The 22,269-nt window shown below is 49.5% G+C and carries 17 protein-coding genes; 12 read left to right on the top strand and 5 right to left on the bottom strand.

All coding sequences use genetic code 11. The features are described 5' to 3' along the window. The first annotated feature begins 426 nt into the window (after positions 1-426). The 8 genes from ubiU (at position 427) to yqfB (ending at position 8,951) form a co-directional block, all read left to right on the top strand. The gene (gene ubiU / locus BZG83_RS11860) at positions 427-1,422 is read left to right on the top strand and encodes a ubiquinone anaerobic biosynthesis protein UbiU (protein ID WP_077480777.1); all 996 of its coding nucleotides are present in this window, start codon (positions 427-429) and stop codon (positions 1,420-1,422) included. Positions 1,423-1,431: 9 nt separating this feature from the next. Then, positions 1,432-2,307, top strand: coding sequence for a U32 family peptidase (locus tag BZG83_RS11855; RefSeq protein WP_077480775.1), 876 nt, complete (start codon positions 1,432-1,434; stop codon positions 2,305-2,307). A 46-nt stretch (positions 2,308-2,353) separates the two neighbouring features. Continuing rightward, complete coding sequence (locus tag BZG83_RS11850; protein WP_077480773.1) at positions 2,354-3,682, top strand: anaerobic C4-dicarboxylate transporter; 1,329 nt, start codon at positions 2,354-2,356, stop codon at positions 3,680-3,682. 28 nt (positions 3,683-3,710) lie between these two features. Next, positions 3,711-4,202, top strand: coding sequence for a GNAT family N-acetyltransferase (locus BZG83_RS11845; protein WP_077480771.1), 492 nt, complete (start codon positions 3,711-3,713; stop codon positions 4,200-4,202). Further along, on the top strand, positions 4,199-4,597 hold the full coding sequence (locus BZG83_RS11840; protein WP_077480769.1) for a VOC family protein: 399 nt from the start codon (positions 4,199-4,201) through the stop codon (positions 4,595-4,597). Before BZG83_RS11845 ends, BZG83_RS11840 begins: the two co-directional genes overlap by 4 nt. Before the next feature lie 220 nt (positions 4,598-4,817). Then, positions 4,818-6,995 carry a catalase/peroxidase HPI gene (gene katG / locus BZG83_RS11835; protein WP_077480767.1) on the top strand — a complete coding sequence of 726 codons (2,178 nt, stop codon included), beginning with the start codon at positions 4,818-4,820 and terminating at the stop codon, positions 6,993-6,995. A 181-nt stretch (positions 6,996-7,176) separates the two neighbouring features. Next, positions 7,177-8,544, top strand: coding sequence for an anaerobic C4-dicarboxylate transporter DcuC (gene dcuC, locus BZG83_RS11830; RefSeq protein ID WP_077480766.1), 1,368 nt, complete (start codon positions 7,177-7,179; stop codon positions 8,542-8,544). Positions 8,545-8,636: 92 nt separating this feature from the next. After that, positions 8,637-8,951: a N(4)-acetylcytidine aminohydrolase gene (gene yqfB, locus BZG83_RS11825; protein ID WP_077480764.1), complete on the top strand. Its 315-nt coding sequence runs from the start codon at positions 8,637-8,639 to the stop codon at positions 8,949-8,951. A gap of 94 nt (positions 8,952-9,045) precedes the next feature. Here the strand turns inward: yqfB and BZG83_RS11820 are convergent, their stop codons facing one another. The 3 genes from BZG83_RS11820 to budA all read right to left on the bottom strand — a co-directional run bounded on the left by BZG83_RS11820 (position 9,046) and on the right by budA (position 12,880). Next, entirely contained in the window at positions 9,046-10,155 is a 1,110-nt protein-coding gene (locus tag BZG83_RS11820) for a glycerol dehydrogenase (protein WP_069590201.1), read from the bottom strand. A gap of 224 nt (positions 10,156-10,379) precedes the next feature. Continuing rightward, on the bottom strand, positions 10,380-12,062 hold the full coding sequence (alsS, locus tag BZG83_RS11815; RefSeq protein WP_077480762.1) for an acetolactate synthase AlsS: 1,683 nt from the start codon (positions 12,060-12,062) through the stop codon (positions 10,380-10,382). 41 nt (positions 12,063-12,103) lie between these two features. Beyond that, complete coding sequence (budA, locus tag BZG83_RS11810) at positions 12,104-12,880, bottom strand: acetolactate decarboxylase (RefSeq protein ID WP_077480760.1); 777 nt, start codon at positions 12,878-12,880, stop codon at positions 12,104-12,106. Positions 12,881-13,074: 194 nt separating this feature from the next. Between budA and BZG83_RS11805 the strand changes: the two genes are divergently transcribed. Beyond that, positions 13,075-13,974, top strand: coding sequence for a LysR family transcriptional regulator (locus BZG83_RS11805; protein ID WP_077480758.1), 900 nt, complete (start codon positions 13,075-13,077; stop codon positions 13,972-13,974). A gap of 4 nt (positions 13,975-13,978) precedes the next feature. On the opposite strand, the gene BZG83_RS11800 is transcribed toward BZG83_RS11805, so the two are convergent. Next, a complete protein-coding gene (locus tag BZG83_RS11800; protein ID WP_077480756.1) occupies positions 13,979-15,037 on the bottom strand; it encodes a hypothetical protein in 1,059 nt (352 codons plus the stop codon). A 123-nt stretch (positions 15,038-15,160) separates the two neighbouring features. Then, positions 15,161-16,171: a hypothetical protein gene (locus BZG83_RS11795; protein ID WP_241828290.1), complete on the bottom strand. Its 1,011-nt coding sequence runs from the start codon at positions 16,169-16,171 to the stop codon at positions 15,161-15,163. A gap of 374 nt (positions 16,172-16,545) precedes the next feature. Here BZG83_RS11795 and BZG83_RS11790 point away from each other — a divergent pair, with 374 nt between their 5' ends. The 3 genes from BZG83_RS11790 to BZG83_RS11780 all read left to right on the top strand — a co-directional run bounded on the left by BZG83_RS11790 (position 16,546) and on the right by BZG83_RS11780 (position 22,079). After that, on the top strand, positions 16,546-17,334 hold the full coding sequence (locus BZG83_RS11790; RefSeq protein ID WP_077480752.1) for a transcriptional regulator: 789 nt from the start codon (positions 16,546-16,548) through the stop codon (positions 17,332-17,334). A 329-nt stretch (positions 17,335-17,663) separates the two neighbouring features. Next, on the top strand, positions 17,664-19,154 hold the full coding sequence (locus BZG83_RS11785) for an aerolysin family beta-barrel pore-forming toxin (protein WP_077480750.1): 1,491 nt from the start codon (positions 17,664-17,666) through the stop codon (positions 19,152-19,154). Positions 19,155-19,226: 72 nt separating this feature from the next. Then, entirely contained in the window at positions 19,227-22,079 is a 2,853-nt protein-coding gene (locus BZG83_RS11780) for a twin-arginine translocation signal domain-containing protein (RefSeq protein ID WP_077480748.1), read from the top strand. Positions 22,080-22,269 lie beyond the last annotated feature (190 nt).

Below are 22,269 nucleotides of genomic sequence, written 5' to 3'. Positions count from 1 at the left end.
GTCTTATAGACATATCTTTGTATGTATGTAAATTCACTGTGATTGTTTATATGCTGTCAGGTTTTATTCAGGCTGCTTTCCTACGGATAGTTAATGGATCTTGTTCCACAAGAACACTTTAATATGGTATTGAATGTAAAGCTGGGTTGTTTTGCATCTCGAGCACAAGAAGTGATTTTCCTGTGGATCAGTTTGATAGGTACTCGCTTATGGTTATGGCTTTTCTTCTCAAAGCTATTTTAGATGTGACAGACAGTGCTCAGCCAGGTAGGTGGTGTCTATCAACTTAAAAGCGATGGTAAATGAGGTATTCGATAAAATGTCCAGTACTTCACGTACTTCTTGAGTGAGCTTGATACACATCAACCCCCCACGTTGGCAACGCCCTTATCTTAGCCGGACAATCATAAAATGGAATGCAATGTTATGGAGCTCCTTTGTCCGGCGGGCAATATTCCGGCGGTTAAAAAAGCGATCGAACATGGCGCCGATGCGGTGTATGTCGGCTTAAAAGATGATACCAATGCGCGCCACTTTGCGGGGCTGAACTTTACCGACAGCAAATTGCAGCGAGCCAGTCAGTATGTACATGACCACGGCAAAGACTTGCACGTTGCCATTAATACCTTTGCCCATCCTGATGGTTGGCGCCGCTGGCAATATGCGATTGACAGCGCCGCCGGTAATGGTGCCGATGCGCTGATCCTTGCCGATATGGCTTGTTTAGATTATGCCGCCAACACCTATCCCGATTTGGATATACACCTTTCTGTTCAAGCATCCGCCACTAACGCTGGAGCGATCCGTTTCTATCAGCAGCAATATGGCGTTAAGCGAGTGGTATTGCCGCGGGTGCTGTCTATTCATCAAGTTAAACAACTAGCACGCGATACCGATGTCGATTTAGAGGTATTTGCCTTCGGTAGTCTGTGCATTATGGCTGAAGGGCGCTGCTATTTATCGTCTTATCTTACCGGCCAATCGCCCAATACCGTGGGCGCTTGTTCACCGGCAGCATTCGTGCGCTGGCAAGATACTGAGCAAGGGTTGGAGTCGCGCTTAAACGGGGTCTTGATTGATCGGTACCAAGCCGATGAAAAAGCGGGGTATCCCACCCTCTGCAAAGGCCGTTTTTGTGTCGATGGCAACCGCTATCACGCACTGGAAGAACCCACCAGTTTGAACACTWTAAGTGTCCTGCCTGAGCTTTATCGCGCCGGGATCAAATCGGTCAAAATCGAAGGTCGTCAGCGCAGTCCTGCGTATGTGGAGCAAGTTGCACGGGTATGGCGTCAAGCGATTGATCGCTGTGTCGCCAACCCCGAGGCGTTTGATATTGCACCGGATTGGGCGCATTCGCTCGATAGTCTTTCTGAAGGGGTGCAAACCAGTTTGGGTGCTTACCATCGCAAGTGGCAATAAGGAATTATGATGCAATTTTCTCTCGGGCCGATCCTGTATTACTGGCCTAAGGCTGAGGTTGAAGCCTTTTATCAAGCGGCAGCAGACAGCCAAGCTGATGTGATTTATCTCGGTGAAACCGTCTGTGCTAAGCGGCGAGAGCTGAAAACCAAAGACTGGATCGGGCTTGCGCGTGAGCTGGCTGAGTCTGGTAAACAAGTGGTGCTCTCGACCATGGCGCTGATTGAAGCGCCCTCAGAGTTGAGCATACTAAAACGCTACTGTGACAATGATGATATTCGCATTGAAGCGAATGACGTGAGCGCGGTGCAGTTTTTAAGTGAGCGTCGGCAGCCCTTTGTGGTGGGGGCCGCTATCAACTGCTATAACCCACAAACATTAAAGCAATTTGTTGACCTTGGCATGACRCGCTGGGTGATGCCGGTGGAGCTTTCGCGCGATTGGTTGGTGAATATGTTGAACGGCTGCGATGCACTGGGTATTCGCGATCAGTTTGAGGTGGAGGTGACTGGCTATGGTTACTTACCACTGGCTTATTCAGCACGCTGTTTTACCGCGCGCTCAGAAAACCGTGCCAAAGATGACTGCGAACTGTGCTGCCTCAACTATCCCAATGGGCGGTTAACAGAATCACAAGAGGGTCAGGCCGTATTTGTGCTAAACGGCATTCAAACCCAGTCCGGGCAGTGCACCAATCTCATTAACGATTTACCGTCGATGCAAGGGCTGGTGGACGTGGTGCGGTTAAGCCCACTGTCGCTTGACACCTTGCACTGGGTAGACAAATTCCGTGCTAACCAAGCAGGCAATAACCCGCAACCGCTCAACCACGATTGCAACGGCTATTGGCACCACTTGGCAGGCATGACACAAGTTCTAGGCTAAACGCATAACAAAAACAGCCTGCGTAGTCGGGTAGAGAGGTGAGGGTATGTTGTATTTAGAGTTCTTGTTCTTACTGCTAATGCTGTATATCGGCTCCCGATACGGGGGCATTGGGCTGGGCGTGGTCTCAGGGATTGGCTTGGTCATTGAAGTGTTTATCTTCCAAATGCCGCCAACGTCACCGCCAGTGACCGTGATGCTGATTATTCTTGCGGTCGTCACCTGTGCTTCTATCTTGGAGGCGGCTGGTGGCCTTAAGTATATGCTGCAAGTGGCTGAGCGATTATTGCGTAAAAATCCAAAACGCGTCACCTTGATTGCGCCGTTTGTCACCTATGCCATGACCTTTATGCTTGGTACTGGTCACGCGGTGTATTCCATTATGCCGATTATCGGTGATGTCGCGTTGAAAAATGGTATTCGTCCGGAGCGCCCAATGGCGGCGGCGTCGGTTGCCTCTCAAATCGCGATTACAGCCTCGCCGATCTCTGCAGCCGTGGTCTATTACCTTGCCCAGCTTGCCGATATTCAACATGACATTACGTTAGTCTCGATTTTGTTGGTGACTGTCCCCGCCACCTTGTTCGGTACCTTGCTGATGTCTCTGTACAGCTTGCGCCGTGGCAAAGAGCTGGATGACGATCCGGATTACCAAGCGCGCTTACAAGACCCCGAATGGCGTGAGCGAATCGAAAATACCACCGCGACGTCACTTGATGAGGTGTTACCCCGTTCCGCGCGCAATGCGGTGTTACTGTTCATTAGTGCCATCGTTACCATTGTGATTATCGCGATGTGGCCAGAGATCCGCACAGTGGCAGGGGAGAGTAAGGCCATCAGCATGTCGGTAGTTATTCAAATGATGATGCTCTGCTTTGGCGGGATCATCTTACTGGCGACCAAAACAGATCCGCGTAATGTGCCGAATGGCGTGGTGTTTAAATCCGGGATGGTGGCGGCTATTGCTATCTTCGGGATTGCTTGGATGTCAGACACTTACTTCCAATACGCGATGCCGCAATTTAAGTCGGGAATTGTGGAGATGGTCACTCAATATCCGTGGTCTTTTGCACTTGCCTTGTTTATCGTGTCAGTGGTTGTTAATTCGCAAGCCGCGACCGCACGGATGATGTTGCCGGTGGGTCTTGGGTTAGGGCTCGATCCTGCGCTGCTTATCGGTATTATGCCGGCCGTGTATGGGTACTTCTTTATTCCCAACTATCCTTCTGATATTGCGACCGTGAACTTCGATGCATCCGGCACCACCAAAATTGGTAAATGGTATTTCAACCATTCATTTATGGCGGTCGGCTTAATTGGCGTGGTGAGCGCTTGTGCGCTCGGTTATGTATTAGGGCAGATTTTTATCGCCTAATACACAAAAGGATTTAAAGGATACAAGGATGCAAGTGAGACGCGCCTCGGTTGAGGACTTGGATGCCATCTTCGCTCTAAATGTACAAATTGGTGACATGCACCATCAACATGCGCCGCATCTTTTTGCAACGCCTGGCCCAAGCGGTCGGGCGTTTTTGCAGCAAGCGCTGCAAGAAGCGGATAAGTACTTTTGGGTGGCAGAGCATCAAAACAAAGTGATTGGCTTTTTGTCGGCAAGGCTGGAATCGTTTGTACACATTCCTCATCTGGTCGATGATCCCATGTGTCATGTGAATACCATTGTGGTTGACCGTGATGCGCGTGGAACCGGCGCGGGCAAAGCGTTAATGGCTGCGTGTACCCAATGGGCGAAAGACAATCATGCCACTGTAATTAAACTAGAAGTGATGACGTTTAATCAGGACGCGCAGGCGTTTTATCAAGCGCTGGGGTTTACCCCAGACTCTATCACCATGATGCAAACATTGAATTGCGAGCCGGAGGAGTCAGCACAATGATTGATAAAGACACCGTGATGCGGGTGGCACGACCCACTGACAATTTAGCCGACATTACCAACATGTATTGCGAGGGGCTGGGGTTTGAGCTATTGGCGACGTTTTCGGGCCATAATGATTTTGATGGTGCCATTATTGGTCACCCGCATCACAACTATCACCTTGAATTTACCCATCATCGCGGCACCCATGTCGGTCCAGCACCGTCACAGGAAAACCTGTTGGTCTTTTACTTGCCGGATCACGCTGCATGGCAGACTGCGTGTCAACAAATTGAAGCCGCTGGGTTTAAACCTGTGCCGAGTTACAATAGCTACTGGGATAAAGACGGGCGTACCTTTGAAGATCTGGACGGTTATCGTGTGGTACTACAAAACCGTGAGTGGGCATGGTAGAGCAGGTATGTTAGAGCAAGGCGACGAATTGACTCAGGCGTGAAGGTGAGTGTCAGCAATCACAGTAATTGGCAAAACAGATTAGCGCAGATGTCTCATGCCTATTATCGTTGTATTAGTCGGGACAATCAGACACTTCGCCTGATTGCCTATTAACGCAATGCGCAAGCTGATTCGCTGTGAAGAGAGCTTGTCGAACAATAAGAGCAAGGAGAAAGCAATGTCTCAACAAGGCTCAACGTCGGTCGGTCAATGCCCCGTGATGCATGGTGGCGCAACATCGGAAGCGATGGCACACAAAACTTGGTGGCCAAACGCGCTAAACCTCGACATTCTTCATCAACACGACAGTAAAACCTCCCCCTTTGATGATGATTTTGATTATCACGCCGCGCTTAAAACTCTCGATATCGATGCATTAAAAAAGGATGTGAAAGCGTTACTGACCGAGAGTCAGTCTTGGTGGCCCGCCGATTGGGGGCATTATGGCGGCTTGATGATCCGCATGGCATGGCACTCCGCGGGGAGCTATCGCATTGCCGACGGCCGCGGTGGCGGTGCGACCGGTAACCAGCGTTTTGCGCCTTTAAATTCATGGCCGGATAATGCCAACCTCGATAAGGCCCGCCGCCTGTTGTGGCCTATCAAGAAAAAATATGGCAACAAAATAAGCTGGGCAGATTTGATCTTGCTGGCGGGGACGATGGCGTATGAATCGATGGGCTTAAAACCCTATGGGTTTGCATTTGGCCGCGAGGATATTTGGCACCCTGAGAAAGATACCTACTGGGGCGCAGAGAAAGAATGGCTGGCGCCAAGTGATGCTGAGAATAGCCGCTACTCTGGTGAACGCGATCTGGAAAACCCATTGGCAGCGGTGATGATGGGGCTGATTTATGTCAACCCAGAAGGGGTAGATGGCCATCCGGATCCGCTTAAAACCGCGCAAGATATGCGTGTCACCTTCGAGCGCATGGCGATGAACGATGAAGAAACGGTCGCACTCACCGCAGGTGGCCATACAGTCGGTAAGTGTCACGGCAATGGCGATGCGGAACAGCTCGGCCCTGAGCCGGAAGGCGCAGCGATTGAAGAGCAAGGCTTAGGGTGGAACAACCATCAAGCGCGTGGCATTGGTCGCGATACGGTCACCAGTGGCATTGAAGGGGCGTGGACCACCCATCCCACGCAATGGGATAACGGCTACTTTTATCTGTTGTTTAACTACGAGTGGGAATTGAAGAAAAGCCCAGCAGGCGCGTGGCAGTGRGAGCCCATCGATATCAAAGAAGAAGATAAACCTGTCGATGTGGAAGACCCCTCTATTCGTCGTAATCCCATCATGACGGATGCCGACATGGCACTCAAAATGGACCCAACCTATCGCAGCATTGCGGAGCGTTTTTATCAACATCCCGAGCAGTTAGCGGATGCCTTTGCTAAAGCCTGGTTTAAACTCACGCACCGCGACATGGGGCCTAAATCGCGTTACATCGGCCCAGATGTGCCAAGTGAAGACTTGATTTGGCAAGACCCTGTACCGGCAGGACGCACCGATTATGACGTCGCGGCGGTAAAAGCGGATATTGCCAACAGTGGCCTGACACTGGCAGAGAAAGTGACGACCGCATGGGATAGTGCGCGGACTTATCGGCAATCTGATAAACGAGGAGGGGCGAACGGCGCGCGGATCCGCCTGGCGCCGCAAAAAGATTGGCAAGGGAACGAGCCGGAGCGTTTGGCGAAGGTCGTCAACGTGCTGAGCAATATCGCCCAGAAGCATCAAATTAGTTTGGCCGACACCATCGTGCTGGCAGGCAATCAAGGCATCGAAGAAGCAGCGAAAGCGGCTGGCTTCCCCGTCGACGTTCCCTTTGCTCCTGGCCGTGGTGATGCCACGCTTGAGCAGACTGATGTGGCTTCGTTTGAGGTGCTAGAACCGGTTGCAGATGGATTCCGCAACTGGCTGAAAAAAGACTACACCGTTCAGCCTGAAGAGTTACTGCTCGACCGTGCCCAATTGATGGGACTCACGGCCCCTGAAATGACAGTATTGCTGGGTGGTATGCGCGTACTTGGGACCAATTATGGCGGTGCGCCGGAAGGTGTACTGACCGACCGAGTGGGGCAGCTAAGTCATGACTTTTTTGTCAACCTGACAGACATGGCGTATCAATGGAAACCCGTCGGCCGCAACCGCTATGAAATCATTGCGCGCGACTCTGGTGCGGTGAAGTGGACGGCAAGTCGCGTCGACTTAGTGTTTGGCTCTAATTCAATTTTGCGCGCTTATGCCGAGTTTTACGCGCAAGATGATAACCAAGCCAAGTTTGTACACGATTTTGTGGCGGCGTGGGTGAAAGTGATGAACGCTGACCGTTTTGATCTCCACCATTAGCCGATGACTTAACTAAGACAAACTGTGATCGCCAAGCCGCCTTTTATTGATAGGCGGCTTTTTATTTGTCTTAAATCAAGCTCGGGTTTGGTTGTTGTCGTGCTACAGGCAGGGGTTTAGTACAGTGAGCTGAGTAAATTCCATCCCATTCTTTTATCTTTATCATCTGGCGGAGTGAATTATGCTAGAACTGCTCATTGGGCTCGTTGTAACAGTGGCGGTGGGCTACTTCATTGTCAAAGGCTATCGTGCTGCAAGTACCTTGCTAACCGCAGGGATTTTATTACTGATTATCACCGGGTTAATCGGACACAGTGTGCTGCCAGCTAAATTAACGTCGACGGGCAATCTGTTTACCGACTCGCTTGAATACGTGAAATACATGCTGCAATACCGAGGTGGCGGCCTCGGGATGCAAATTATGTTGTTGTGTGGCTTTGCGGCCTATATGTCGCACATTGGTGCCAACAATGTGGTGGTGAAACAGTTCTCTAAGCCGCTATCGGTGATCAAGTCACCCTATGTGCTGCTCGTAGCGGCTTATATCGTGGCATGTTTAATGTCGCTGGCAGTCAGCTCTGCAACTGGGTTGGGTGTCCTTCTGATGGCCACCTTGTTCCCGATGATGACCGCGATGGGCATTTCTCGTCCTGCCGCCACCGCGGTGTGTGCCTCTCCCGCTGCCATTATTTTGTCACCTACGTCGGGCGATGTGGTGATTGCGGCGGAAAAATCCGGGTTGCCTCTCCATGTGTTTGCGGTCGAAACCGTATTGCCGGTCTCTATTTGTGCGATCATCGTGATGGCAGCAGCGGCGTACTTTTGGAATAAATATCTGGATAAAAAAGAAAACACGCCGATGGAACGTGTGGATGTCTCTGAGATAGAAACCCACGCACCTGCTTATTACGCAGTGTTGCCGTTTTTACCCATTATCGGAGTGTTCCTGTTCAATGGGAAAACCATCGAGGGGCTGTATCTTGATATTTATACCATCGTGGTCTTGTCGATCTTCTTGGGGGCATTGGTGGACTTTGCTACCAAGAAATTTGATGGCAGAAGAACGCTAGAAGATCTCGATGCCTGCTATGAAGGCATGGCGGATGCCTTTAAAGGCGTCGTGATGCTGTTGGTGGCTGCTGGCGTATTTGCCCAAGGCTTGATGTCGATTGGTGCGATTGACAACTTATTGGGCTTGGCGGAAAGTGCGGGCGCAGGCGGTATCGCGCTGATGTTGTTGCTAACCCTGCTCACTGTCGCGGCAGCGATTGCGACCGGGTCGGGCAATGCGCCTTTCTACGCGTTTGTCGAACTCGCGCCCTCATTAGCCGCGAAGATGGGGCTTAACCCAGCGTTTTTGATTATCCCCATGTTGCAAGCGTCTAATTTAGGTCGCACGGTTTCGCCTGTATCGGGAGTGATCGTAGCGACATCTGGGATGGCAAAACTCAGCCCGTTTGAGGTGGTTAAACGCACCTCGGTGCCAGTTCTCTGCGGATTAATCACCGTGATTATTGGCACGCTTGTATTGGTGCCGATGATGGCGTAACGTCACAAGGCATGGAAAGCCCGCGTGCAAGTGCGCGCGGGCTTTTTTAATCGTATCGCACTATAGGCCAACACGGTTTGGAAGAAAACAACATGACTGCCCCGACCAAAATCACCTTTTTCTCCACCTTAACGCCCATGGTGGCCGCTGGTGTTAAAACCATCACCATTCGCGATGAGTCCGAAAGTCACTATCAACCTGGTTCGCGTGTCGCGGTGCATCAGCTAGAAACCGATGATTATGTGTGTGACATTGTGATCGACAGCGTTGTGCCGTTAGCGTTCGAGGACATTAATGCCCGTCATGCGCAACAAGAAGGAATGTCGCTGACTGAGCTGAAAGCGCTGATTTTGCAAATCTACCCAGAACGTCCTCCGTTGTTTGTGATTGATTTTCATCTGGCTTAACAGCTCGCGCGCTCGCAGCGCATGGATTGGTAGTGCGCCACTAAAAAAGCGCCCGGGAAAAACGGACGCTTGGTGAGTCAGTTGGTTGATGTGTTTAGGCCGCGGAATACCGCTTTGCCATATTATTCGCGGCTAACATGGCGTGATAGACATCGTCTTCGCTGACCGTCATTGGCATATTGCCCATAGTGTCACCGTCTGCACATGCGATGCGCGCAACTTGACGCCACTCTTCTTCAATAAAGGTTTTTAGTCCCATTTGTTCGAGCGTGAGTGGCAAACCCGCTGTTTTGATAATTCGGACCACATTATCAATTTCTTCTTTAGGGGCGTTTTCCAGTACCAATTGGGTTAGCAAGCCAAAGACGACTTTTTCACCATGTTGGGCATGGTGCAAATCGGCCACCGCGGTCATTCCATTATTCACCGCGTGCGCGGCGGCAAGACCGCCAGCTTCTGCGCCCACACCACTGAGATAAATTGTTGCTTCGATCATCTGTTCCAGTGCTGGTGTGCTGACTTTACTGGCTAATGCATCCATGGCGGCATCAATGTTTTCGCTGAGTAACTCATAGCAAAGCTGAGCGAGGCCAAGGCCGGTACGTGAAGGGCGCTTTTGGACCAAGTTAACGCCGTCGGCACGATAACAGGCGCGTGCTTCAAAGTAGGTAGCCAATGCATCACCTACGCCTGCCGCAAAGAAGCGTGCTGGCGCGTTGGCAATAATGCCCGTATCGGCAATCACTGCATCTGGGTTTTGTGGCAAGAATAAGTAGCGATCAAACTCACCGTCAGGTTTGTAGATCACTGACAAGGCGGTGCAGGGGGCATCGGTTGAAGCAATGGTCGGATATAAAATCACCGGCACTTTTCGCTCGTACGCGACAGCTTTGGCGCAATCTAGGGTTTTCCCGCCACCAATACCGACAATGACATTGGCTTTTTGTTGTTCGGCGATGCCAAGGTTACGATCGATTTCTTGCTGGGTACATTCGTATTGAAATTTCTCGACATGAGCGGCTAAGCCTTCTGCGCGCTCAATGGCTGGAAGCGATGTTTGATTCACCTGATCGAGAAAGAACTCATCGCAAATAATGTACGCGTTAGAACCAAAGTCTTGAATGCTTTCTGGCAGTTGTGCCAGTAGGCCGGTTCCGATGATGAATTTTTTCGGAGACGTTACCGTGCGAGGGGTCGTTGCCATAGTGAACTCCATTATCGTTGTGATAGTTTCTTCATGTTAAGAGATGTGTTGGTTTAAGCAATGAGTCCTATGTGCTAAATATTTGAACTGACTCGAATGTTATATAGGGCTCAATAAGAGACTTGTTTTAAACGGCGCTAAACCACGCATCTTTGGGTTTTAATATGGCTCCTCGCACGATACTGCTCGGCAGGAGCACGTTTGTTTGAAAAAGTACTTATCTATTAGGCGAATACCGGATCCATACTGCCGGCCTCACGAGGGGCCATTAGCTTGTAGTTGTCACTATAATCGACGGGAATCGCGATCACTGCGGGTCCCTCGGTGTCCATGGCTTGCTTCAATTTGCTGGCAAGTTCTTCTTGGCGTGTGACCGCAAAACCTTTGGCACCAAACGCCTCGGCGTAGGCTTTAAAGTCAATCGGGCCGAATTTCACACCGGAAAAGCGCTGATATTTTTTGACCTCTTGCATCTCTACCATGTTGTAGGCGTTGTCCACCCAAATAATGTGTAGCAAGTTGCATTTGAGGCGCACAGCAGTTTCAAGCTCCATGCTGGATTGCATAAACCCACCGTCACCGGAAACGGACACCACTTTGCGATCGGGATTGAGCAAGCTAGCACCAATTCCCCAAGGAAGGGCGACGCCCATGGTTTGTTGACCGTTCGAGACCAACAATTGACGGGAACGGAAGCAGTTGAGGTAACGGGCAATCCAAATGTGGAAACTGCCCATGTCCAAGCACAAGGTTGTGTCTGGGGTGATCACATCCTGCATCACTTTGATTAGGTGTAACGGATGCAAAGCAAACTCTTGGTGTGACTGGCTATAAGCCCGAATCGCTTGACGTTGGTGAGCGACTTCTTCGAGCACATCGACGGTGGTAGGCGGCATCAGCCAGTGGTGATCGAGCTGCTCGGTGAGTGCTTTCAGGGTAGGCTCAATTTGACCCACGAGCTCAACGCTGGGGCGATAGTAGTGCTCGATTTCCGCAGACTCGACATCAATATGCACGATGTCTGTGTGTTGGGTATTCCAAAGCTCAGGATCGTATTCAATCGGGCTAAAACCAATAGTAATGATAAGGTCTGCATCTGCGAGCAATAGATCACCGGGCTGGTTGTTGAACAACCCCACGCGACCCGCAAAGCGCTGGTAGTAGCTAATATCAACGGTACCTGCCGCCTGATAGGTGCCGAGAACGGGTAATTGGGTACGATTAAGCAGAGTACGAATAGCGGCGGCATTCTCGGGGCGACTGGCTTGTAAGCCTAGGAGGAAAACCGGATTTTTCGCCGCTTTGATTTTACTGGCTGCCTCGTTGATGGCTCGCGTATCTGCCATGCCGAGCTGGGCGGGGAAGGTTGGCGCGAGAATATCGTTTTCCACGGGTTCGTTGAGAATGTCCATGGGCAGACTGACAAAGGCAGCGCCGGGGCGGCCGCTTTCTGCTGAGCGGAAGGCATTGGCAAGGATCTCAGACGCAGCAGTGCTGGCTTGAACCTCGGCGCTGTATTTGGTGACGGAGCGGAATACGCTCACGGTATCAAGGCTTTGATGAGTTTGTTTTTGTTGATCGGCCCGTTTCACGGCGCCCCCTAATGCGACCAAGGGATCGCCTTCTGAGGTTGCGGTTGCCAGACCGGTGACCAAGTTGGCACAGCCTGGGCCAGAGGTCACCATAGTCACACCCGCCTTACCGGTTAGACGGCCGACGACGCCTGCCATAAAGGCACCATTCGCCTCGTGACGAACGGGAATCATCTTAATGTTGGTGTCTTCAACCGCGTCAAAGAGACGGTCGATTTTGGCACCAGGAATACCAAAAATGTATWCCACACCTTGCTGCTCTAGGTGATTTGCGATCAGTTGTGCGCCATTGTCCCACTGTGTTTTTTTAGTCATGCTGGGCTCCTCGTGAGGTTGCCTCCCAATGGGAGGTGATATTATTTTTCTGCTTGTTCGATAGCGGCGTGTATGTTGTCCGGCGTTAAATTCGCGCCGAGGAAGCTGGCATTGGTCGGAAGATCAATGACCAGTTTAGAGACCCGTCCAATTTGCAAGGTGCCACACGCCAATTCGTAGTCTTGGACATGGCCACCGCCTTGGCGTGTGTCAGTGATAAAGTGCTCGTGATAGCCAGCGACATTGATCCCTTGGGTATATTGTGGGCTGCGAAATCCTGCAATCACGCCATTAACATGGTCAAAGCGAAACTCTGGTTGTGCAGCGATGGCCTCAAGCATAGGTTTGTACGGCGGAGTTTGTTTGGGCACAGTGCGAGTGCGCACATGCTCAAAGGCACCATCGATACGAACCGCACAAAAAATGTTATCGCTTGGCACCAAGCTATCGATGACATCATGCAGCTCTTGGCGCGACATGGGGTGATCAAAAGACTGGCTGATCTCTGGCTTGAAGAAGGTCATGACCGCAAAGGGGGTCTTTTGGTCCGGGTCGGCATGGCGTGCCGAGCCATCACCGCGCAGCTGAAATATGGTTTTATCAAAGGCGATGAGCTCACCGTCGAGTTGGTTGAATGTGCCGAGACCGAAGTCGCCATGTTTGAGGAGATCGGCCATGGTGGTGTCACCCTCATAGACGCCATCAATCAAGGCACTCATCAGGGAGGTTTGATAGATTTCGCCCTCTCCAGTGTGTTGGTGATGCTCAACGTAGGCGGCCGCAATGTGCTCGGCACAGTGGCAGGTTTGGGTGCTCATAAAGCGTCCTCGTTAACCGTGTTTAACAACCGTTCTGATAACCAAACGGTTTGTTGTATGAAACCTATAGATATGATGCGAGCTGACGTGGATAGCATCCAATATAAAAAAAGTTGGCTTTGATATCGAAAAGATATGGCACATAAAAAACGTGGTAAGATACTGAATATCAGAGATTTCTCGGAGGCAGGGTCATGGAGATAAGGTATTTACGGTATTTTGTAACGGTGGCAGAGTGCCGACACTTCACCCGCGCAGCCGAAAAGTTGGGCATTGCGCAGCCACCACTGAGCCAGCAAATTAAAAAGCTAGAGCAAGAGGTGGGGGTGCCTTTATTTGAACGCTTATCCCGTGGGGTGGCGTTAACACCCGCTGGTCAGGTGCTTTATGATGATGCGGTGAAAATCTTGACGCAGTTGGATCATGCGGTGCAGCGGGTCAAACAAGTGGCGCGAGGAGAGCGGAATCAACTGCGGCTTGGATTTGCCAGCTCCACGGTAGTGAGCCAAGCCGTGTTAGAACTGGTTCGGCGGTTACAGCAAGCCCATCCAGACATTGATTTTCAACCCATAGAGTTACCCATGCCAGCGTTGGTGGAAACCTTGCGMCAACAGGATGTCGATCTCGCCTTTCTACGCTTACCATGTTATGCCAGTGAACACGTGGCGCATACGCCGCTGTTTCCTGACCCATTTAAGCTAGTGGTGCCCGCCAATCATACCTTTGCTAAGCAGCAAAGCGTGACGCTGTCACAACTAGGCGATGACCCGATTATTCTGTTTCCGCGTGATATTGGCCCAGGACTACACGATGCCTTAGTGGATGCCCTAAAAGGGGCAGGGCTGGCGCCATCAAATGCTTCGCTGGCACCGCAATTACATTCAGCAACGGCAATGGTGTCTGCGGGGTTTGGGATTGCCCTAGTGCCTGAATCATTGACCACACAGCTGAGCGATCATGTTGCTGTGGTCGCGGTCGAAGACATGCCCTTAGTGAGTCACGTCGTATTGGCGTGGCAGCGGACTAATACCGCTCATGTTGTGCGTCGATGTATTCATACCGCACGAGAGCAAGTCACTCRGATGGAAAGCTGAGCCGTTAAGACCGTTGAGCGGCATGCTGTAAAAACTCTAATTGCATCCGCTCTTGCTCGCTCATTTGATAGGGCTCGTCAGATAGTTGCCCAGTATCAAAAATGCCGAGGAAATAATGGTCTTCTGGGCTGATGCCAAATTGTGCCCGTTCACCGGGATAGCCCGACATACGTTCAATCACCACGTCTTTCAGTTGCCATTCATCGCCATAGCCGCTCATTGAGGCTCGAAATGCGCGCAGCTCCAGAGATTGCTCTCCCTCACTGAGGCGTGTCTTAGTGGTTAACACCGCAACGGGTTGATCGTCAGCAGTAAATAAATTGGCACGCACTCGGTAAATACCGCCTTTATCGATATCTAAAACGAGTGGAATAACCATATCTGGCCCGCGGCCGAAAACCGGTTTAACGCCTTTCACTTCCGCAATGGGTTGGTAGAGGCGGAAGTCGGCGGTGAGTACATCGTCGCCACCATCAAAACTGAGTGTCGCCTTGAGGCGAAGCTCAATGGGCCAATCGGCCTCTGGCTCAATATTCCACTGGGTATCCGTAACATCGAGGCGGGTCAATTCCTGATTAGACTCGACATCAATGACCGATAAGGTCGCGTGATTAAGAGAGGCTGGGGTGACCAGTGAGGCCTGGATGTTCTCTGGATAAAAGTAGCGGTATTGGTTGAGCTTTAATGCCGCTTTCACTGAGCCGTCTAGGATCGGCATCGGCGTGGAAACATATCGATTCCAGTGTAGGTACGGGCTTTGTTTGGATGGAATGGGGATCGAATAAGAGGGGTGCTGGATTTGCTCCGCATAGTCGGCCGCGATGTAGCTGAGTGTTGGTGTCATCGAGGTTTCCACAATATCGGGTTCTTCGGGACGATATTGCCCATTTCGAGCGGTAGACTCTCGAATTGGTGGCTCGTATTCAGCTGTGTCGAGCAACAGCTGTTGATGGTTCTGCTCAGCAGTTGGTGTGGCAGGCGGAGCGTCGGGAACATCAAGCCATAGATAGGCAGTAACTCCAATGGATACCACCAAGGTTACTGCGAGTAGCAGTCTAGTCATAGCAATCTCTAATTAATTATTCACGAATAAACTAACACAGCCCATAAAAATGAATAAATCTGACTAGCTGCTCTTTGTGAACAAAAGAGCAGCTTTGTTAGTTAGGTCACAGCTTGAGCCGGATTATTGCGGAAGGGCATGAACTAGCTCGGACAAAGTGTCACGGTCGGAATCACGGACAAAGCGATATTTCTTACCAAACCAGCTATCTTTTTCCACGGTTTCGACGGTAATCCGTGCATTATCGCCGAGCACAAGCTCTGGATCGGTCGCTGTCACCTTCCCTTTGTGCCAAGGGTTAAAGATGGTGAGGTGGCTATACTTATCGCCCATCAACAGCGGATAGTGCAACGGCATAAAGCGTTTAACGCCTTTATGGACGTAATCCAATTTACCATCAAACTCAATCGTGGTGGAGCAACTATCAAACTCATCGGCATCGGCGGCACCACAGGCTGAGTGGGCGGCGACCACGCCATCATCACTACCCGGAATAAAGGGAGACGTGGCGCCTAAGAAGTCAGAGCCATTCCCCACAAAGCGGATACGTGGCACTCGGTTATCTGGCCACATCGCCAATTGGCGTGCATTGGCTACTTTTAAGTCGTTCAGTACGCCAATGTTGTCTTTGGTTGGCATTTGTCCCATCCAAAGTGACACGGCTTTTTTCATCGCATGGTTTAGCCAGCCACCACCTTCGGCAAGGTTTACTGCGATGTTGGCTAACTCAACACCGCCACCTGCGCCAGCAAAATCAAAGGTGCCGACAATATTGAGGGGCTCTAGCCCTGCGTTGCTCAGCCAGTTTTCTTGGTTATCGAGCAGATAGCGTGCTACTAGGTCGCCGGTAGAGTGGGTGACTAAAATACAGCCGGACAGACAGGTTTCTTGCTCGGAAAGGTTTTTCAACGCAGGCCAAAGATAATCGGAGGCTATTTTCCCTTCAATGCGCTCATGGGCAGGCCAGTCAATCCGAGCATCAGCATGCTGTAGCCAGAAGTTTTGCCAATAGTCTCCGCCATCTCGTATGACCTCATCATGAGCAGGACGCGTTTTTAGTTGTGCGGGTTGAAAACCATGCACTAACACAATCTTGTATTGCCCGATGGCAGCAAAGCCTGTTGAAGACATCATAAGARGGACGACTGCCATTGTTATCTTATAAATATATTTCATTGTTGTTGCCAACCTGTTTTGAGTAAACACTCAGTATTATATAGCTCACTATGCAATAACTTCCATAATAATAATTCTCTCATTAATCAATAATTTGACATCGTTGCAAAATTTGTGTCTGATTTATTTATCTGTTTTGTATGGGAAATAAACAATTATTGGCGGTTTATTATCGGTTTTATATGTCTAATTGCACATTTTTTATGTGGTTATTATTTTTTATATTAATAGTCCGGGTCTCACTTCTATGTAAAATGTGATCTTGTTTCGAATTAAAATTGTTTACTATCGCAATGAATTATTGAGTTTTTTATAATCAAAAGAAAAAGCCTATGATTTACTTCGACGCTGTTGCTAGGAAACTGCATCAAGACCACAAATCCACCCGACTTGGCTTCCGCGAAGCCTTGGTGTTGGAGTGCCTGTTGCTGCATGCCCCTGAGACCGTGTGTAAGCAAACCTTGATTTGTTACGCGTGGGGAAATGAATACATTGGTCAAACATCGTTAGCCAAATCAATCAGTGCGCTGAGACGAAGCCTAATGGCGATTAGCGCGGATCCTATGTTGGTAGTCACTGTGCCCAAGCAAGGCTATCGCATGGTCGAGGGCATGGTAGAAACCAAGACTGTCAGTGAGTCTCAGGCAACCATAGAGCAAACTAAAGTAGCACCTGCCACGACGAATGCTGCAACGGGTATTTCTGCTAGCGACTCGAGGCAGGGCGCTGACAATCAGGTAGTATCGAGTAAACCGATACGCCAGTGTGTCATGATGGCGTTGATGTTATTAGCATGTGTGGCGAGCAGCGTGTTTGTGGTAGGAAAAATCAATGGCTGGCGCTGGAGTGATTTAGTTCAGCGAGGCGGGCTGACACAGAAACGTGTCGGTAGCCTTTATGTTTTCTATCCTCAAGAAACGCGCCTTGACTTTCCCATGGAGCAATTTTTAACCCACAGTCAGTGTGATTGCCTCGTCTACCTAGAAAAAAAGCACAAGTATTCCACGATTTATTTTGTCTCAAGAAAGACGAATCGTAGTGTGCTTATTCGATATTCCCCTTTCAATATTGAGCATGCCACTCATGAAATTGAGCAATTTCTTGCTGGGGAAGAAAAATAGAGTATTAACTTTATTTTTATGAGCCTTGTCGAGTAGGTATTTACGGCGTCTTATTATTTCGACTTTCTATCCTAAAAACCCATACCTAAATAATAGAGCAGTAACTCTAATTGATTTTATTTGCTTTTTTTGGGTGAGTTTTTCCTGAATAAATATCACGTTTTACGTTTTGAGAATAAATGTGAATTCAGCATAAAGTAATGAACTGTAAAGGGAATTTAAATCATCGTTTTTCATTTTGTTTTTGTTATTGACTATGGAAAGGTCAAAGGGTCAGCTTTGGAATGGCCGGCAGACTCTAATAACACCTAACAAAAGGAAGACGTCAAATGGCGACAATTTCACGTACAACAACCTTGACTCTCTCCACCATCGCAGTGCTCGTCAGTACGGGGGTGGCTCAGGCGAGAATCTATCCTGACCAAATCGTGCTCGATACCTTAGGCGATGACCAATGTCGAGCCAACTATCGGCCCTTAACGGCAGACGAGGCGAGTACCCACCGCCATTTCTTGATGGAGCGCATGGGGAAATGGCAAATCGCTGGACTCGAAGGCGATTGGGCGATCATGGGTAGCGGCTATAACGGTGAAATCAAACACTACGGCCAAACGAAAGATACATGGTGTTATCCCATCAATGATGAGGGTGAAATTCCGGATTATGCCGCTCAAAGCATACCAGAAGGCACTGAGCTTGATATCCAATATTCCCTAGTCAACAACCGCAGTGAATTTATCAAACCGCTGAGCTATCTCGCACATTACCTTGGTTATGCATGGGTAGGTGGCAATCACAGTGATTACATCGGTGAAGATATGAACGTTTGGCGTTCTGGCGACCAATGGTTGATTCGCGGTAACAATGATGGCGGGTGTGATGGATATCGCTGTGACGAGAAAACAACTATCAAGGTCGATAACTTCGCTTACACCTTAAATGACAGTGACTTCTGGCATGGTGATGTGGTTGAGTCCGATAAACAGTTAGTCAAAACGATTTCTGCTGTCGCCCGCAACAACCTCGACGAGCCTCAACAAGTGGTGGTTGATCTCAAAGTCGATGAGGCCACCAATTGGTCGAAAACCAATACCTATGGATTTGCGCAAAAAGTACAAACAGAAAACGATTTTCAGTGGCCATTGGTAGGCAAAACCAAGCTCACTATTTCATTTGAGGCGAATCAAAGCTTTGCTAACAGCAATGGCGGCTCGAGCAGTGAGCAGGTGACGTTACAAGCGCGTCCATTTGTCCCGGCGAACTCTGAGATCCCTATTCGCGTTGAGCTTTATCGGTCGAGCATTTCTTATCCGTACCGCTTTGGCGCCGATATTAGTTATGACGTGATGTTTGACGGTTTCTYGCGTTGGAGCGGAAACGCGTGGCATTCGCACCCTGAAAATCGTCCTACTTCAAGACATACCTTTACGATGGGGCGCAGCAGCAAGCCTGAGCACGATATTGCTTACCAGTGGCATCATCGTTACATCCCCGGCGAAGTGAAATGGTGGGACTGGAGCTGGGCGATTGAAAAATATGGCTTAGAGAGCATGCAGTGGGCAACAGGGAAGAGCTTGCGTCCATTCTATTCCTATGTATCGGGTGACTTTTATGCGGAATCTCAGTATGCAGGGACCATTGAGCTTGGCCAAGCGAAGCCAATTGGCAAAGCGGCTTCCGCTCGCGTCAAGCGTTCTATTTCGCCAATGACCAAGACTGGCGAAGCAAACGGGGTGGAACTGATTTCTAACTTTGACCCTGATGAACTTGCTAGCCTTGGTTTCAACAATGCTGAGTTGACCATCAAACCGGTTAAATAACCTCAAACCCGCATCCGAAGATGCGGGTTTTTTTATTCATTCAAGATAATCCCGATTGAGAAGAGGACAATCATGAAAAGCAAATGCAATGTCTGGGAAGGGCTTCGCTCCCAAAGTCGCCGTCGTTTTTTAACTCATTCTTCGGCGGCTGTTTTAACCATAGCGGCGGGTGCCGTGTTACCAAAATCTGTCAAAGCGGCACAGTGGGTCGCACCAACCACTTCAGCAGAGCTCAGTGAGCTTGATGCGATTAGTTTTTACACGGATTCATCAGAGCATAGCGGTTTAGGGTTAGACCAAGTGGATTTCGAGACGCCCACTGACGAAGCTAACTACCTCGCGCATGTGATGTTTCAGAATATGATGAAGCATAACTTTCGGATCCATCACGGTGGTCTSAGCGACGAAATAGGCGGTGCGGTTGAGCCAAATGACGATGTACTAGCCATGCATGATAATCAACAGTCAGTGAGTGATGTTTATGCGCGCTATCAAACCTACTTTGATGACTATATGGCTGAATACATCAGTCAATATTTACAGTATGGCTACAAAGGGCAAGAGAATGTGGACGTTAATGATCGCCTTGCCTACAACAGTTGGGACATGATCAAAGCGCATGCCAATATCGACTTGGCAGAGAAAGGGGAAACCTTCAAACAAATCATTGATGAGCTTTACGCGATCGCGACAAACTATTGTCAAAATAATGCACTGGGACAGTACAAGCAAAATGCGTCTTATTGGTTAGATGAGCTGATCGCATACTACCAGCAAGATAGTACGCTTGAGTCGCTGCTTAACGATTGTGCGGTAAACGACAATGCCGATAACCGCTTCAATATTGCGGTTCAAAAAGTGAATGCGACGAGTGCGAAAATACGCACTTTAAACATTGCAGCAGACCGGCCCAAAACCGAGGACGCCCTGCGTGACATCGAACGCGTACTATTCGGCACTGTGATTAACGGCGTCGCGTTTAGTTTGCGCTGGGGGAGTGAGAGCGWTCAGTATTCTGTGCTCGCCAATGAGGAGAATTTCTTCGCCGTTGCTCGCATTCTGCAGAACAATGAATCGTCGACTCAAAGCCAGTTCTGGCAGCAGTTCTTTAGCAACAACGGTGGCGTGCAAACCGTTTGGAACACGTTTAAAGGACTAGGGCTACGCGACGAGACCTTAGGGAATTATGCCACTCAGCAAGCGTTGACGAGCCAATACCCTGAACTGGAAACGCCGGTCAGTAGCCAGCGAAGTATGACAGACATTGTTCTATCCTCGCTGACTTTGCTACTCGGCATTGGCCACTTTACGTGGGCATCCGCGACAGACAGAGATGAGTGGGATAACCCCGTCGAACTCATTGGCCTTGGGGCCGCATTTATCGAAACCTCGCTGCAAATTAGCTATGAGATCCTCGCCACTAAAGTGACGCATTTCTTATTCGGTAAGGGAACACCCATAACCGATGAGATCGCGAAAGTCATGTCTAAATTTAGTGAGTTTCTGGGCAAACTGRCCRGTCGTGTTGCCAAGTTTATGAACGTTGAGCGCCGAATTGCGGAGTCATTATTTCTTGGCAAAGTATCGAGTCTGGTGAGTAAATGTTTTGTGGGGCTCGCCTTTATTGCAGTCGGCATTGCCGGATGGAATCTTGGTCAAGCGATTGCCAGCGGTGATACCGCGGATATTGTGTGGGCTTCAGTTAACTTCCTGATATCGGGTGCTGCATTTGGGCTCGCGGTCGCGGCACTGATGGGGAGTGTGCTGGCAGGGCCATTAGGCATTGTGGTTGCCATCGTAGGGATAGTGATCGCGATTGCACAATGGATTTTCGATGCTTTACGTCAGCCGGAGCCCGAGCCTTCGCCGATACAGCGTTATACCAGTGACGTGGTGCAACCAGCAGGTCTCATTCATGCCGACGTAGGACAGTACATTTGCCGTGCTAAAACCTACATGTCTAAAACCAGTTTTAGACCATTTGATGTAAAAACGATGAACACTAGCTGGGATGGGCTGCCATCTATCGAGGATAATGAAACCCGCACACATTTAGGAGCAATGGTGTCTTCGCCAAAAACGGAGCGCACTTATTACTTTGGTGGTAATTTCGATGCGCCCGAATATGGCTGGACGGATAGCTTTTTTAGAGACGGGTTTACAGATAGCTTTGATTATGATCACTGGAACCCTTATACCCATATCGACGAGTGCACGATAGCTTGTGAAAGTGTAAATAAAAACAACGCTAACCAGGCAGTCTTTCTGTGTAGAGATAGTAGTTATCAAAACACACTATATCATACCGATGGTATCGAGGTGGCTCCTCAGAGAGACGATGCTATTCAGCTGCAGGATTCACGTGCTCAGGACATACTCGATATTGTTGCGGTACACCAGCAACAGTCATGCATCTTTATTGTGGTATGCGAAGACAAGCATGTGTATCAAATCAAAGATGGGCTGGTGTCGCTTATCACGGACGATTTTACCGATGGCTACCCGGATGATGATTTCCCATCATTAACGCTCGTTTGTACTGGGGAGATGGTGAGTATCTTCTACACCCTTAAACTGGATGGTGTTGCAGAAGAAGATCGTCGTCTATATCAGACGATTATCGAGCGTGATAGCGATGGCAACTTTACACAGGTACGGTTACTGCAAGATATGCCGTTACCAGAGGACTCACTTAGCATTGGGCTGAATATTGTCGGTCACTACTCGCCGCCGGAAGGAGACCGCGATGGTAGACATGAATTTATTCTTGTCTCTCAAAATCGCTATAAACGTTTTGGTGCTATCGAACCCAAGCAACAGACCCAGGGCGACGGGAAAGCGCTGCGCTTATTCGGTGGGGTCGAATTTCATGCGCCGGATTCAGGATTCTATGGGTTTTACAAAAATACCTTTATGCCTCGGTAACTGTTAAAAAATTGCCGCCACGCATGTGGCGGCTTTTTTCACTTTTTATTCATGACTGCGCTCTCACTCCTATTATGTGCTTTCTCGGTATCCATCCTTTGACTAGGGTTAATAACGCGAAAGAACAAAAAGACGGAGTGTGAGTATGAAAAACTGGTTACTGGTTATAGTGTTCTATGCTGCCTCAGTG

The sequence above is a fragment of the Salinivibrio sp. PR919 genome, from assembly GCF_001995355.1.
GTDB classification, from domain to species: Bacteria; Pseudomonadota; Gammaproteobacteria; order Enterobacterales; family Vibrionaceae; genus Salinivibrio; species Salinivibrio proteolyticus.
Note: the sequence above shows the minus strand (reverse complement) of the source record. Positions and strands in the feature narration are given on the sequence as shown.

Bases quoted from the DNA above. Each gene is read 5' to 3' on its own strand.
- BZG83_RS11850 (WP_077480773.1), top strand. From the start codon at position 2,354: ATGTTGTATTTAGAGTTCTTGTTCTTACTGCTAATGCTGTATATCGGC.
- BZG83_RS11845 (WP_077480771.1), top strand. From the start codon at position 3,711: ATGCAAGTGAGACGCGCCTCGGTTGAGGACTTGGATGCCATCTTCGCT.
- BZG83_RS11840 (WP_077480769.1), top strand. From the start codon at position 4,199: ATGATTGATAAAGACACCGTGATGCGGGTGGCACGACCCACTGACAAT.
- dcuC (WP_077480766.1), top strand. From the start codon at position 7,177: ATGCTAGAACTGCTCATTGGGCTCGTTGTAACAGTGGCGGTGGGCTAC.
- yqfB (WP_077480764.1), top strand. From the start codon at position 8,637: ATGACTGCCCCGACCAAAATCACCTTTTTCTCCACCTTAACGCCCATG.
- BZG83_RS11820 (WP_069590201.1), bottom strand. From the start codon at position 10,155: ATGGCAACGACCCCTCGCACGGTAACGTCTCCGAAAAAATTCATCATC.
- budA (WP_077480760.1), bottom strand. From the start codon at position 12,880: ATGAGCACCCAAACCTGCCACTGTGCCGAGCACATTGCGGCCGCCTAC.
- BZG83_RS11800 (WP_077480756.1), bottom strand. From the start codon at position 15,037: ATGACTAGACTGCTACTCGCAGTAACCTTGGTGGTATCCATTGGAGTT.
- BZG83_RS11795 (WP_241828290.1), bottom strand. From the start codon at position 16,171: ATGATGTCTTCAACAGGCTTTGCTGCCATCGGGCAATACAAGATTGTG.
- BZG83_RS11790 (WP_077480752.1), top strand. From the start codon at position 16,546: ATGATTTACTTCGACGCTGTTGCTAGGAAACTGCATCAAGACCACAAA.